Raw genomic sequence first — 13,158 nt, 5'->3', positions numbered from 1 at the left:
CGCGTTGCCGGTTTTGCCATGGTTTTACACGGGTGAAACCGTGCGCGGGTAAGCCGTACGGTTCCTCCGTCGCGGCTCGGACGGACCCACGGCCCGGCGTGCGGACCTCAGACCAGCCTGCGTGCCGTCGCCCATCGGGTCAGCTCGTGGCGGTTGGAGAGCTGGAGCTTGCGCAGCACCGCCGAGACGTGCGACTCGACCGTCTTGACGGAGATGAAGAGCTGCTTGGCGATCTCCTTGTAGGCGTAGCCCCGGGCGATCAGGCGCAGCACCTCGCGCTCGCGCTGGGTGAGGCGGTCCATGTCCTCGTCGGCCGGCGGCGCGTCCGTGGAGGCGAACGCGTCCAGGACGAAGCCCGCGAGGCGCGGCGAGAACACCGCGTCGCCGTCCTGCACCCGGAAGATCGAGTCGATGAGGTCGGCGCCGGTGATGGTCTTGGTGACGTAGCCGCGGGCGCCGCCGCGGATCACCCCGATCACGTCCTCCGCCGCGTCCGAGACGGACAGCGCGAGGAAGCGCACCGGGTTCTCGGCGTCGGCCATCATCGTCGCCGAGCGGCGCAGCACCTCGACGCCGCCGCCGCCGGGCAGGTGGACGTCGAGCAGCACCACCTCGGGGCGGGTCGCGGTGATGACCGTGACCGCCTGGTCGACGTCGGCGGCCTCGCCGACCACCTCGACGCCCGTGGTCGCGGTCTGGCCGATCTCCGCCTGGACTCCGGTGCGGAACATCCGGTGGTCGTCGACGAGGACCACCCTGACGTGGCGGCCTGTCGTTTCCTCGGTCATCCCTGTGCCCTCTCCATCTCCAACTCGACCTCCGTGCCCCCGCCGGGCACCGAACGCAGCCTGGCCGTACCGCCGTTGCGCTGCATCCGGCCGATGATTGATTCCCGTACGCCCATCCGGTCGCCGGGCACCGCGTCCAGGTCGAATCCGGGTCCCCGGTCGCGTACCGAGACGAAGACCGTGCGGCCCTCGACCTCCGCGTACACCTGGACGGCGCCGCCCTCGCCACCGTACTTGGCCGCGTTGACCATTGCCTCGCGTGCGGCCTGCATTTGTGCGGACAGGCCGTCGTCCAGCGGGCAGTCGCCGACGACGACCACCTCAATGGGGACACCGTGCTTGTCCTCGACTTCGGCCGCCGCTTTCTTCACGGCCTCGGCGAGCGTCTGCGGCTCCTCTTCCTTGTCCTTTCCGGTGCCCCCCGGTTTGTAGAGCCAGGCGCGCAACTCCCGCTCCTGGGCCCGGGCCAGGCGCCGGACCTCGCCGGTGTTCTCCGCGTTGCGCTGGATCAGGGTCAGGGTGTGCAGCACCGAGTCGTGGACGTGGGCGGCGACTTCGGCGCGCTCCTGGGCGCGGATGCGCATCAGGCGCTCCTCGGACAGGTCCTGCGTCATGCGCACCAGGTAGGGCCCGGCGAGCAGGGCGATGCCGGCGAGGACGGCTATCGCCGCGGTCAGGACGTTGCCGAGCTGTGCGGCCGAGCCGTTGACCACGACGAAGCCGGTCAGTCCGGTGCCGACCAGGGCGACCCCGGCCAGACCCCGGGCCACCGGGAGCCATCGGCTGCGGCGGGCGCCCTCGGTCCAGCGGGCCCGGCGCGTGTTGTCGGCCTGGCGCCACACCAGGACGACGCCGACGCCGATGAGGAGAGTGGGGAAGACGTACGGGTTGGCCCAGCCGCCCACATCCACCTTGGAGGCGAAGATCGCGGCGCCGAGGACCAGCGCGATCAGCGCGACGATCTGCCCCTTGTCGGGCTTGCGCAGCCTGCGCCGCCCGTCCGCGCTCAGCTCGAACGCGGAGCGCTGGCCGGTCGTGGTGCCGCCGAGGCCCAGCGGGACCACGAACCAGAACGCCGCGTACAGCAGCGCCCCCAGGCCGTTGACCGCCAGCAGCCCGAGGAAGACGATCCGCACCCACACCACCGGAAGGCCCAGGTGTCCGGCGAGCCCGCGCGCGACGCCGCCGAGCATCCGCCCCTCGGCGGAGCGGTACAGCTTGCGGACCGGCGCTTCGTCGGCCTCGGGCGGCGACGACAGGCGGGGGGTGGCGACTGGCATGCCCCGATCGTCACACGGCCGCGGCCCCCGGAACATCAGGGTTGGCCCCCAGGCTTCCCTGAGGCAAGCCCCCGCACGCGGGGGAGGCCACCTCCCCTTCACGGGGGAGTCGTGGGGTCCACGGGAGAGCCTCGCGGGTCGCGAACGGAGCCTCGGGGGTCGCAAGGGGAAGCCTCGGGGACGAAATCAGGGTGAGGCCAGGGTCGGGGCGGGTGCCGTGTGCCGCATGGGCCCGTCACCATGTACGTATGAGCACGCCGACCCACGTGACCGTATGAGCACGCCGACCAAGGTGTCCGTATGACCACGCCCGCCCAGGTGACCGCATGAACACGCCGACCGAGGTCTCCGTATGAGCACGCCGACCGAGACGCCCCTCGCGCCGCCCGACCCGGCTGCCGAGCCTGCGCTGCTGCGCCGTAGCAGCCGCAACAAGGTCATCGGCGGGGTCTGCGGCGGCCTCGGCCGGTACTGCGACCTCGACCCGGTGATCTTCCGCATCGCACTCGGCGTGCTCGCGGCGACCGGCGGCCTCGGCCTGGTCCTGTACGGCTTCGCCTGGCTGATCCTGCCGCTCGACGGCGAGGACGAGAACGAGGCCCGGCGGCTGCTCACCGGCCGCGTCGAGGGTGCGGCGCTCATCGCCGTCCTGATGGCCCTGGCCGGCTGCGGGATCTTCCTGACGATGCTGAAGAACGGCCCGGTGATGACGTTCGCCGTGCTGCTCGTGCTGCTCACCGCGGGCTCCGGCGTCTGGTCGCAGCGCCGCGCCGCGACGCCGGCGGACACCCCGCTCGACCCGGTCGCCGCCCAGGCCGTGGCGGACGCGCCGCCCGAGACGAAGGCGCCGCCCGCGCCGTCCCCGCCGTCCTGGTGGCGGGACCCGATCATCAAGGACGGCACCACGGGCCCGGTCGCCACGGGCTATTTGTGGGGCCCCGCGGACGCGTTCGATCTCCCGGCCGCCAAGACCGGCAGGGCCGCGAAGGCGGCGGCGCGCGCCGACCGGGGGCCGCGCTCCATCGGTGGCCTCGTCTTCCTGGCGGCGCTGCTCGCCTTCGGGGCGGGCCTCGGCGACCAGTGGGGTCACCAGCCGCTCGGCACGGGGTTGCAGACCGGGTTCGCGGCCGCGCTCGCCGTGTTCGGGCTCGGCCTGCTCGTCAGCTCGTTCGCCGGCCGTACGGGCTTCGGCACCCTGTTCCTGGCGGTGCTCACGGCGGCCTTGCTCGCAGGTTCCGCCGCGCTCCCCAAGACCATCGACGCGCACTGGGTGCGCACGGGCTGGGCGCCGGTCACGGTCGGCGAGGTGCGGCCCGAGTACCGTCTGGGCACCGGTGTCGCCACCCTCGACCTGAGCAGGATCGCCGTGCCCGCGGGCCAGACCCTGACGACCGGCGCGCAGGTCGGCGCGGGCCGCGCCAGGGTCGTCGTACCGAAGGACGTGACCGTGAAAGTGAGTTTCGACGTCGGTCTCGCTGACATCCGGCTGCCCGGTGAGAAACCGGACGACCTACGGGTCTCGACGGACGACAAGCGCACGGCCACCCTGGCGCCGCCGGCGGGCGCCGCGCCGGCCGGCACGCTGGAGCTGCATCTCGCGGTCGCCGTCGGCCAGGCGGAGGTGGACCGTGCTGCGTCATGAGTTCCGCCCCGGCCGGGTTGTCGCCGGGCTCGCCCTGATCGTCACCGCCGTTCTGTTCGCGGGGGACGCGGCGGGCCGCTGGAACACCCCGTCGCCGGTCGCGATCCCGCTGATCTGCGGCGGCCTCGGGATCGCGTCCCTGGTGAGCTGGGTGGACTACGGGTTGCGGCGGCGCCGCCTTGCGAGGAAGGCGTCGGCGGAGAGCAAGGGTGTCCCGGCCAGCACCAGCGGCAGCCAGGCCATCAGGTAGGCGAGGTCGTTGCCGTAGTAGTACGGGGTCGTCTGCCAGCTCACCGTGAGCCACAGGGAGAGCGAGATGAGGGCCCCGCCCAGCGCGGCGAGCCGGCCGAACAGGCCGAGCAGCGTGCCGATGCCGACGGCCAGTTCGCCGAGGGCGATGGCGTACCCGAAGCCGACCGGGCTCTTGAGGGCGAGGTCCACGAGGGCGGGGATCGCCGAGCTGTCCCGCACCCCGTGCATGAGTTCGCCGATGGAGCCGGTCCCGCTCGCGTGCAGGAACGCGCTGTCGGTGAGCTTGTCGAGGCCGGCGTAGACGAACGTCACGCCGAGGAAGACGCGCAGCGGCACCAGTGCGTAGGTCCGGGCCGTGGCCCGCCACCCCCGCGTCCGGTCTGCTCCGGCCCGCTCCCTGGTCGCATATCCATGAGACATGGCTGATTCCGCCTCCATCCGATTCACCTGTCACCAGACGATACGGACGGGGGGAACGCGTGTCTCAATCCCCCACAGGTCGCCGCTCCGCGTCGCGGGCCGAGCCGGAGGGGGGCCGGGCGGCGGGGCCTATTCCGCGATCTCCACCGCACCGAGCCGGGGCCGGGCGGCGGAGGCTGGCCACGATCTCCACCGGCACCCGATCTCCACCGCGCCACGGGCCGGGCGGCAGAGGCTACTCGGCGATCTCCACCAGTACCCCGTTCGTCTCCACTCCCGCGGCCGTCACCACCCGCACCTCCACCCGTCCCGCCTCGACGTCCACCGGTACCGGCACGGTCAGCACCGTGTCCGTCGGGTTGGCGAAGCCGCCGGGGACGGGGATCAGCGGGACGTGGACATGGACGGCGCCGATGCGCACCACCATCCGCGCGAGCCGGTCCGGGGTGCCGGCGCCCGGCGGCACGAAGCCCACGCCGCGGATCTCGATGTCGTCGCCGGTCCTGATGGGCGCGTCCAGATCGCCCGCCTCCCGGGCCCGCACCACGGACAGCACCACCGGGCGGCCGCCCTCCGCGTACTTCGCGGACAGGTAGGTCGCCGCCGACACCACGACCAGCCCCGCCAACCCCCAGGGCAGGTCCGGGAGTTGTTCGGGTCGGCGTGCCAGGCGTACGGCCGCGAAGAGGAGGGCCACCAGGCTCACCGCCACGTACTGGACATCGGCGAGGCTCCCCCGGCCGGCGTCGTCGGCCAGGAGGTCGGCGCCGCGCGGGCGGTCGGCGCGCACCTTCTGGAGGCGTTGCCCGTGGAGACGTACGGTCACGACCCTGCGGACCAGGACCGCGATCGAGGAGGTGAGGAAGACGACGGTCAACAGGCCGCCGCAGCGGGCGAGTTCGAGGCCGTGCAGGACTTTCTCGCGCTCGGCGGCATCCGATGCGGCGGCCAGGCGCAGGGCGAGGACCAGTGTGGTGAAGAGCGCGAAGAGGACCCAGGACGCGGCGACCGCGCGCGAGGTCGAGAGGCGGTTGTCCTCGCCGAGCACGGGGGCGAGCAGCCCGCCGCCCGAGCGGTGCAGATGCGCGGTGGCCGTCAGGAGGGCGGCGACGGCGAGCGCAGCCAGGAGCCCGGCGGTGCGGGCCACCGTCCAGCCCGCTCCTACGGCGGTGGACGCCTCGGCGAGGGCGAGGGCGACCACCCCGCCCCAGACGGTGGCGAGCGTGCCCTGCCATACGCGGTCCGGCCAGCTCCGGCCGGCTTCCCGGCTGCGTTCGGCGACGGCTCGCGCGGACTGGGTGAGCTCGTCCGAGACCCACTGCCGTGAGGCGCCCGCGGAGTGGGCGAGGGCGGCGGGCAGCCCCTGGCCCGCGGCGAGTCCGTCCCGCTTGGCGAGGAACTCCGCCACCGCGCGCCGGTGTCCGTCCCGCGCGCCGTGCGCGCAGTCACCGCCGCATTGCCGAGCCTCCTGGACCGCCACCGGGACTCCGCCTTCCGTCAAACCCCTTGAACCGAGGAGGGAATTGTCGCGCACGAATCACGCCCCGGGGCCGGTGTGGCCCGGCCCTGAGGGTGATTGACGCACCATCGAATTGACGTACTACGACACGAGTTCGGGTCCGCCGGCCATACGACGGGCGGCTCGGCGCCCCTCGGAACCGCTTCCCTCATGTGAGGCGTGTGGGAAGGGAGGGGCTGCTGGCGCTTTATGACGGGGCGCCACCGACCCTGCCTTTTTAGCCCATCCGGATGGTTGAATAGCGCACATCACGTCACGTGACTTGACAAATCCGACACTGGAAAGGTTTTACATCATGACCACTCCGCCCTCACCCAGCGTCCTCACCCTGACCAAGGATCACGGCGCAGCCGACCTCGACGGTGTGACGAAGATGGGCATCGGTGCGTCCTGGGACACCACGTCCGGGGGGAGTGGCGCCCTCCTCGGCGCCCTGCGCAAGGCGCGCGGCACCGACCTGGACGTGTTCGCCATCCTCCTGAACGGCAAGGACCCGGTCCGCTACGCCGGCCTGGACGTGACCGACCCCCTGCAGAACGGCGCCGTGACGTCCACCGGCGACAACCAGACCGGGCGCGGGGACGGCGACGACGAACTGATCGAGGTCACCTTCGACCGGGTGCCGCCGCAGGTCACCAGCATCGTGTTCGTCTGCGCCGCCTATAAGAAGGGCAGCGACTTCAAGAAGGCCGCCAACGTGTCCTTCAAGGTCTACGACAGCACCGGCGGCACCACCCAGCAGGTCGCCGACATATGGCCCTCGCTCCTGGGCAACGGCAACGCCATCGCCGTCGCGAAGGCCTACCGCGTGGGCGCGGCCTGGAAGCTGGAGGTCATCAACACGCGCGGCACGGTCAAGCAGGGCGACCAGGAGAGCCTCCTGCGGTTCGCGGCCAACAAGTAGGCCACCGCGCGACGGCCTGTCGGCGCCCGGCCGTTACCGCCTCTTTCGCGAGCGGCCGGTGCACGGATCTTCTCGTCCCGCCCGGCTCGTGCGATCGTGATCTGACTGGATGTCAGGTAGTGGGCTGTGCGAGGGGGAGGTCACCGACGTGGCACAGGACTGGACGGCGGTCTATCTGGCGCACCGGGAGACGTACGCCGCGTTCTTGACCGCGACGGACCTGGAGGCCCGGGTGTCGTGGCACCGCTGGCGCGGCGAGTACGAGGACGAGCAGCAGGCGCTCGCCGCGACGGACGCCGCCTTCTCGACGACGCAGGCCGCCTTCAACATGATCGACCTGGAGGCCGTGGGCGCGGCCGCGGAGGCCGCGGCGCTGGTGGCGGCGATCCGTGCCATGCACGAGGCCGACGCGGAACCGCCGGGCGTCTGGGAGGAGTTCACCAGGCTCCGTACGGAGTTCATCGCGGCGGCGCGGGAACACCTCAAGGCGCACTGAGAGACTCCGTGCCGGAAAGGCTCCGCGACCCCGGCCCCTGAACCCGGCCCGCCACCCCGAGCCGGGCCCCGGCCCGCGACCCCGACGCGACGACGGCGCCGCCCCGGTGAGGGGGCGACGCCGTCGCTCATGCGGTGGAGCTGATCCCGGTCCGGGTCACTCCCACTCGATGGTGCCCGGCGGCTTGCTCGTCACATCGAGGACGACGCGGTTGACGTCGGCGACCTCGTTGGTGATGCGGGTGGAGATCTTCGCGAGCACGTCGTACGGCATCCGCGTCCAGTCCGCCGTCATGGCGTCCTCGGAGGAGACCGGGCGCAGCACGATCGGGTGGCCGTAGGTGCGGCCGTCGCCCTGGACGCCCACCGAGCGCACATCGGCGAGCAGCACGACCGGGCACTGCCAGATCTCGCGGTCGAGCCCGGCCGCGGTCAGCTCCTCGCGGGCGATCGCGTCGGCCTGGCGCAGCAGGTCGAGGCGGTCCTTGGTGACCTCGCCGACGATGCGGATGCCGAGGCCGGGGCCGGGGAACGGCTGGCGCTGGACGATCTCCTCCGGCAGGCCGAGCTCCTGGCCCACCATGCGGACCTCGTCCTTGAACAGCTTGCGCAGCGGCTCGACGAGCTCGAACTCGATGTCGTCGGGCAGGCCGCCCACGTTGTGGTGCGACTTGATGTTCGCGGTGCCGGTGCCGCCGCCGGACTCGACGACGTCCGGGTAGAGCGTGCCCTGGACGAGGAAGGCGACCTCGGGGCCGTCCTCCTGGAGGATCTCCAGCTGCGCCTGCTCGAAGACCCGGATGAACTCACGGCCGATGATCTTGCGCTTCTCCTCGGGGTCGCTGACCCCGGCCAGCGCGTTCAGGAACCGCTCCTGCGCGTCGACGACCTTCAGGTTGGCGCCGGTCGCGGCCACGAAGTCCTTCTCGACCTGCTCGGTCTCGCCCTTGCGCATCAGACCGTGGTCGACGTACACGCAGGTCAACTGGGAGCCGATGGCCTTCTGTACGAGGGCCGCGGCGACCGCGGAGTCCACGCCACCGGACAGGCCGCAGATCGCGCGCTTGGTGCCGACCTGCTCGCGGATGAGGGCGACCTGCTCCTCGACGACGTTGTGCGTCGTCCACGTCGGCTCGATGCCGGCGCCGCGGTAGAGGAAGTGCTCCAGGATCTGCTGGCCGTGCGTGGAGTGCATCACCTCGGGGTGGTACTGGACGCCGTACAGCTTCTTCTCGTCGTTCTCGAAGGCGGCGACCGGGACGACGTCGGTGGAGGCCGTCACCGTGAAGCCCTCGGGGGCGGCGGAGCAGGCGTCGCCGTGCGACATCCACACCGACTGCTCGGCGGGGGTGCCCTCGAAGAGCGTGGAGCCCTGCTTGGAGACGGCCAGCGGAGTGCGGCCGTACTCGCGGGCGCCGTTGTCGTCGACCGTGCCGCCGAGCGTGGTCGCCATCAGCTGGAAGCCGTAGCACATGCCGAAGACCGGCACTCCGGCCTCGAAGATCGCGCGGTCCAGGCGCGGGGCGCCCTCCGCGTACACGGAGGACGGGCCGCCGGAGAGGATGATCGCCTTCGGGTTCCTGGCCAGCATCTCGGCCACGGGCATGCTGCTCGGGACGATCTCGCTGTAGACCCGGGCCTCGCGGACGCGGCGGGCGATGAGCTGGGCGTACTGCGCGCCGAAGTCGACGACCAGGACGACGTCCGGGTTGTTGTCGGGCGCGGCTGCGGAGGGTGCTGCTGGCACGGGTGGCGGCCTTCCGGCGGTGGGAGGGGGTCGGTATTTGTCGATTCTACCGGGGCCGGCGGTGGCCGGTTCGTCTCACCATCCGAACCCGGATTGGCCCGCCCTCGGGGCGCCGGTCCATACTGTGGCCATGCGCGAGCACCAGACCTTCGTCTTTACCTATGGCACCCGGCCCGCCGGGCGCCATGGGTTCGTGGGTTTCGCCGCGTGAGCGACTGACGCACACTTCCCAGAGCGCCCCGGGCCGACAAGGCCCGGGGCGCTCTGTGGTTTCCGGTCCTTGCCGATCCGGGGCGCCGCACCCACCACCCGAGGAGCAGACCCCATGAGCACGACCACCACCAGCCCGACCGTCATGAGCCCGACCACCCCCGGGAAGGTCGCCCCCGCGAAGGACGCCGCCGCGAAGGACGCCGCCGCGAAGGACGCCGCTGAGAAGACCGGCGCCCGCACCGACGAGGCCGCCGCGGTGATCGCCGGCGCACGCGAGCGCATCGACGCGCTCGACGACCGCATCATCGGCCTGATCCAGGAACGCGCGGCCGTCTCGGCCGTCATCCAGGAGTCCCGCATCGCCTCGGGCGGGCGCCGGGTCAATCTCAACCGCGAGATGGAGGTCCTGGCCCACTTCCGCGACGCCCTGGGCAAGCCCGGCACCGCCCTCGCGATGACGATGCTGGAGCTGTGCCGGGGCCGTATCTGAGTTCGGGCGCTCCTCACCCGTACGGCGCCGTGACCGTCCCCGGCCCGGCTTCGTTGGTGGGGTGTCCGTGCCAGCCAGGGGCGGGCCCGAAGAAAACCACGCGTGGCTCCGCTGGGGCGTGTGACGTATCTGCAAGTACGTCGTGGGACCTCGCCCCAGTGTGCGTGACCGGACGGCAGGGGACAGCAGCCCGGTCACACCCAAGAGCGGTCGGTTCCGGGGACGCCCGGGACCGACCGCATCCGGTCGAACGATCGTCCCGGTCGCGGCCCCATCACCCGCTTCACCTCACCTCTCGGCGAACCCGGCCGCATCACCCCTCTCGGCGGACCCGCCGCGTCTCACCCCCGGCCGCGTTTCGGCACCCCAGGTCGCGTTTCGGTCGAGCCGGTCGAGCCGGTCGAGCCGGTGGCGCTCAGCTGCGGCTGAGGAGTCCGCGCCCTTGATGGCGTTCCGCGTCCAGCGTCTTGCTGCGGTCGTACGGGTCGACGGCGGAGCCGCTCGGCGCGGCGCCCTGGACCGGTTCGTCGGAGAAGTGCGGATGCGTGTAACCGTCATAGACGCCGCAGGCCGAGTTGGCGATGTCTTCCTCGTAGCGGGTGATCCAGAGTTTGCCTTCGGCGGAGGTCTGCGTGGCCGAGCTGGTGACCTCGACGTCCAGGACCCGGCGCACGATCGTGCGGGCCACCGTCGTCGAGCCGGGCGCCGCCTTCACCAGCGGGTAGACGAAGCTGTAGTCGCTGTGGACGAGGACGCCGCCGCCGTCGGACGTGGCGCTGAACGTCATGCGGCCACGGGTCTTGACCACGTTCCCCACGAGCGCGACCTCCTTGGGGTCGAACCGGCTGAAGAGGCTCAGCGGGTTGTGGGCCTTGTCCGGCTTGGCCAGCGCGGTGGTGAGACGGGCGAGGACGTCCGTCTCCCCCGGGTCGATCAGAGCGAGCGCCCGCTCGGGGCGGCCGCCGCGCAGGGTCGACGGGTTCAGGTCGGCGTCGATCAGCAGGTCCCGTGTATCGGCCAGGGCCGCCGCCTCCCGCTCCTTGCGCAGCCGGTCGGTCACCATCCGGGCGCGCGCCGAGGGCTCCTTGGGTGCGGCGGACGTCTTGATGTCCAGCTCGCTGTCCCGGATGAACCGCTCCCAGACCTCGTCCGGCACCGCGTCGTCACCCGACGCCCCTCCCGAGGCCGGCTGCTCCTCACTCACTGTGTCCCTCTTGACATGTCCTGGGCGGCACGGGCGGCCGCGGCAGCCGTTCGACATGCGGCGCCGGGCGATGGTTGCCCCGACAGGGAAGTGGCGTGGATCACATAAGGATTTCGTGAAGGTGGACAACCATTCACGTCTGTCACAGGTCATGCAGACGGAACCAACAGCCTCGCCCGTTTTGCGTTCACGCCTGCGGGGCTCCACCAGGTCTCCACGTACGCGACAGGCGCTGCACTCGGAGGGGGGTGCAGCGCCTGACGCGTGTCCGGTCGCCGAGCGGCCGCGACGCCGTTACGACGCCGGTTCCGCGGCTACGACGCCGGCTCCTTCGGCGGGACCTGCGGCAGACCGAGGAAGGGCAGCTTCAGCGCGCCGAACGCCTCCGCGGGGACGGCCGGCGCCTTCGGCTCGACGGGGGCGAGCCGGACATAGGCCGCACCCTGCGCCGGGCGGAGGTCCTCCTCGCCCTTGTTCGGCCACAGCGACATGGCCCGCTCGGCCTGTGCGGTGATCGTCAGGGACGGGTTCACGCCGAGGTTGGCCGAGACGGCCGCGCCGTCGACCACCGAGATCCCCGGGTGCCCGTAGAGCCGGTGGTACGGGTCGATCACACCGGTCTCGGCCGAGTCGCCGATCGGGCAGCCGCCGAGGAAGTGCGCGGTGAGCGGGGTGCCCATGAGCTCGCCGACGTTGGACCCCGCGAAGCCGTTGATCTCCGCTGCGATCGCCGCGGCCCCCTCGGTGGCCGCCTTGATCTGCTTGGGGTTGGGCGCGCCGTGTCCTTGCTCCGCGGTCAGCAGGCCCTTGCCGACACCGTCCTGCTTCAGGTGCGTGGTGAGCGAATTGTCGAGTGACTGCATGACCAAGCCGATGATCGTTCGCTCGGACCAGTGGTGATTGCTGATCGAACGCGCGAGGAGCAGGGGGTGTTTGGCCGCGTTGCCGAGCCAGTTGCGGACCCGGTTGACGCCGTAGGGCACCTGGAGGATCGACATGCTGCCCATCGCGTTCGAACCCTTGCCGTAGCGGACGGGCTCGATGTGGGTGTTCTCGTCCGGGTGGATCGAGGAGGTGATGGCGACGCCCCGCGTGAAGTCGACCCTGGGCGCGCCGTGCTGCTTGCGGTAGCGGCGGCTCGTGGTCTGCGCGCCGACGAGCGCTTCCGAGTTGGTACGGGTCAACTCCCCCAACCGCTTGGAAATGTACGGGAGTTGACCGCCCGATTTCATCCGGTGCAGCAGGGTCTGGGTGCCGTAGGTGCCTGCCGCGACGACGACGTGACGCGCGGTGAACAGGCGGCCCGGGGCGTCCTTGCGGTCGGTGGGCAGCGTCGCCACGGCGTGGCCGCCACGCGAGTCACCGGTCACCGATACGACGGTCGTCATGGGGTGGACGACCGCGCCCGCCCTCTCGGCGAGGTACAGGTAGTTCTCGTTGAGGGTGTTCTTCGCGCCGTGCCGGCATCCCGTCATGCACTCACCGCACTCGGTGCACGCCTTGCGGGAGGGGCCCGCACCGCCGAAGTACGGGTCGTCGACGGCCGTGCCGGGGCGCGCCTTCGCCGTGCCGTCACCGTCCTGGCCGTCGCCGAAGAAGACACCGACGGGCGCCATGTGGAAGGTGTCGCCGACCCCCATGCGCTGGGCGGCGGCCTTGAGGTGGACGTCGGACGGCGTCATCGTCGGGTTGAGCCGTACACCGAGCATGCGCCGCGCCTGGTCGTAGTAGGGCGCCAGCTCGTCCTGCCAGTCGGTGATGGACTTCCACTGCGGGTCGTCGAAGAACTGCTGCGGCGGCACGTAGAGGGTGTTGGCGTAGTTGAGCGATCCGCCGCCGACGCCGGCGCCGGCGAGGACCATCACATTGCCCAGCAGATGGACGCGCTGGATTCCGTACAGGCCGAGCTTCGGCGCCCACAGGTAGTTCTTGATGTCCCAGGAGTTCTTCGGCAGGGTCGCCGCGGTGAAGCGGCGGCCCGCTTCGAGCACACCGACGCGGTACCCCTTCTCGGTGAGCCTCAGCGCCGTCACCGAGCCACCGAAGCCCGACCCGATCACGACGACGTCGTAGTCGTACCCGCGGTCGTCGTACCCGCCGTCGTCGTCCGGATTCTGCGCTGGGGGTACCTGGGGCATGGCTCTCCTCGTGCACGGGGGGGCGGACGGGTCGTCGGCGGGAGCGGGATCCGATGGACGGGTCTT

General features: G+C 71.5%; 11 protein-coding genes. 4 read left to right on the top strand and 7 right to left on the bottom strand.

The genetic code is table 11. The features are described 5' to 3' along the window. Window positions 1–107: 107 nt before the first annotated feature. Window positions 108–788 carry a response regulator transcription factor gene (locus AB0D31_RS16300; protein ID WP_362722758.1) on the bottom strand — a complete coding sequence of 227 codons (681 nt, stop codon included), beginning with the start codon at window positions 786–788 and terminating at the stop codon, window positions 108–110. Further along, window positions 785–2,068: a PspC domain-containing protein gene (locus AB0D31_RS16295; protein ID WP_362722756.1), complete on the bottom strand. Its 1,284-nt coding sequence runs from the start codon at window positions 2,066–2,068 to the stop codon at window positions 785–787. Before AB0D31_RS16295 ends, AB0D31_RS16300 begins: the two co-directional genes overlap by 4 nt. Window positions 2,069–2,420: 352 nt before the next feature. Between AB0D31_RS16295 and AB0D31_RS16290 the strand changes: the two genes are divergently transcribed. Next, complete coding sequence (locus AB0D31_RS16290; protein WP_362722754.1) at window positions 2,421–3,710, top strand: PspC domain-containing protein; 1,290 nt, start codon at window positions 2,421–2,423, stop codon at window positions 3,708–3,710. Between the two features lie 156 nt (window positions 3,711–3,866). Here the strand turns inward: AB0D31_RS16290 and AB0D31_RS16285 are convergent, their stop codons facing one another. Together AB0D31_RS16285 and AB0D31_RS16280 are read right to left on the bottom strand one after the other, a co-directional pair. After that, a complete protein-coding gene (locus AB0D31_RS16285) occupies window positions 3,867–4,382 on the bottom strand; it encodes a TQO small subunit DoxD (RefSeq protein ID WP_362722752.1) in 516 nt (171 codons plus the stop codon). 235 nt (window positions 4,383–4,617) lie between these two features. After that, window positions 4,618–5,862, bottom strand: coding sequence for a hypothetical protein (locus tag AB0D31_RS16280; RefSeq protein ID WP_362722750.1), 1,245 nt, complete (start codon window positions 5,860–5,862; stop codon window positions 4,618–4,620). A gap of 334 nt (window positions 5,863–6,196) precedes the next feature. On the opposite strand from AB0D31_RS16280, the gene AB0D31_RS16275 reads away from it, so the two are divergent. Together AB0D31_RS16275 and AB0D31_RS16270 are read left to right on the top strand one after the other, a co-directional pair. Next, entirely contained in the window at window positions 6,197–6,805 is a 609-nt protein-coding gene (locus AB0D31_RS16275) for a TerD family protein (protein ID WP_362722748.1), read from the top strand. A gap of 109 nt (window positions 6,806–6,914) precedes the next feature. Next, window positions 6,915–7,301, top strand: a complete 387-nt coding sequence (locus AB0D31_RS16270; RefSeq protein ID WP_362722746.1) for a hypothetical protein — start codon at window positions 6,915–6,917, stop codon at window positions 7,299–7,301. 156 nt (window positions 7,302–7,457) lie between these two features. Here the strand turns inward: AB0D31_RS16270 and guaA are convergent, their stop codons facing one another. Continuing rightward, the gene (gene guaA / locus AB0D31_RS16265) at window positions 7,458–9,047 is read right to left on the bottom strand and encodes a glutamine-hydrolyzing GMP synthase (protein ID WP_362722743.1); all 1,590 of its coding nucleotides are present in this window, start codon (window positions 9,045–9,047) and stop codon (window positions 7,458–7,460) included. A 325-nt stretch (window positions 9,048–9,372) separates the two neighbouring features. Between guaA and AB0D31_RS16260 the strand changes: the two genes are divergently transcribed. Continuing rightward, window positions 9,373–9,750 carry a chorismate mutase gene (locus AB0D31_RS16260; RefSeq protein ID WP_362722740.1) on the top strand — a complete coding sequence of 126 codons (378 nt, stop codon included), beginning with the start codon at window positions 9,373–9,375 and terminating at the stop codon, window positions 9,748–9,750. Between the two features lie 415 nt (window positions 9,751–10,165). On the opposite strand, the gene AB0D31_RS16255 is transcribed toward AB0D31_RS16260, so the two are convergent. Both AB0D31_RS16255 and AB0D31_RS16250 read right to left on the bottom strand, forming a co-directional pair. Continuing rightward, window positions 10,166–10,954 (bottom strand): hypothetical protein, encoded by a 789-nt coding sequence (locus tag AB0D31_RS16255; protein ID WP_362722738.1) that lies wholly within the window; start codon window positions 10,952–10,954, stop codon window positions 10,166–10,168. 314 nt (window positions 10,955–11,268) lie between these two features. Further along, window positions 11,269–13,092, bottom strand: coding sequence for a GMC family oxidoreductase (locus AB0D31_RS16250; RefSeq protein ID WP_362722735.1), 1,824 nt, complete (start codon window positions 13,090–13,092; stop codon window positions 11,269–11,271). Window positions 13,093–13,158 lie beyond the last annotated feature (66 nt).

Origin of the sequence: Streptomyces sp. NPDC048361 (genome assembly GCF_040651795.1) — a bacterium.
Classification (GTDB): domain Bacteria; phylum Actinomycetota; class Actinomycetes; order Streptomycetales; family Streptomycetaceae; genus Streptomyces.
The sequence above is the reverse complement of the archived record's forward strand: the minus strand, read 5'-3'. Positions and strand labels throughout refer to the sequence as shown.

Excerpts from the sequence above, each read along its gene's own strand:
- AB0D31_RS16300 (WP_362722758.1), bottom strand. The coding sequence starts at position 788 with ATGACCGAGGAAACGACAGGCCGCCACGTCAGGGTGGTCCTCGTCGAC.
- AB0D31_RS16295 (WP_362722756.1), bottom strand. The coding sequence starts at position 2,068 with ATGCCAGTCGCCACCCCCCGCCTGTCGTCGCCGCCCGAGGCCGACGAA.
- AB0D31_RS16290 (WP_362722754.1), top strand. The coding sequence starts at position 2,421 with ATGAGCACGCCGACCGAGACGCCCCTCGCGCCGCCCGACCCGGCTGCC.
- AB0D31_RS16285 (WP_362722752.1), bottom strand. The coding sequence starts at position 4,382 with ATGTCTCATGGATATGCGACCAGGGAGCGGGCCGGAGCAGACCGGACG.
- AB0D31_RS16275 (WP_362722748.1), top strand. The coding sequence starts at position 6,197 with ATGACCACTCCGCCCTCACCCAGCGTCCTCACCCTGACCAAGGATCAC.
- AB0D31_RS16270 (WP_362722746.1), top strand. The coding sequence starts at position 6,915 with ATGTCAGGTAGTGGGCTGTGCGAGGGGGAGGTCACCGACGTGGCACAG.
- AB0D31_RS16260 (WP_362722740.1), top strand. The coding sequence starts at position 9,373 with ATGAGCACGACCACCACCAGCCCGACCGTCATGAGCCCGACCACCCCC.
- AB0D31_RS16250 (WP_362722735.1), bottom strand. The coding sequence starts at position 13,092 with ATGCCCCAGGTACCCCCAGCGCAGAATCCGGACGACGACGGCGGGTAC.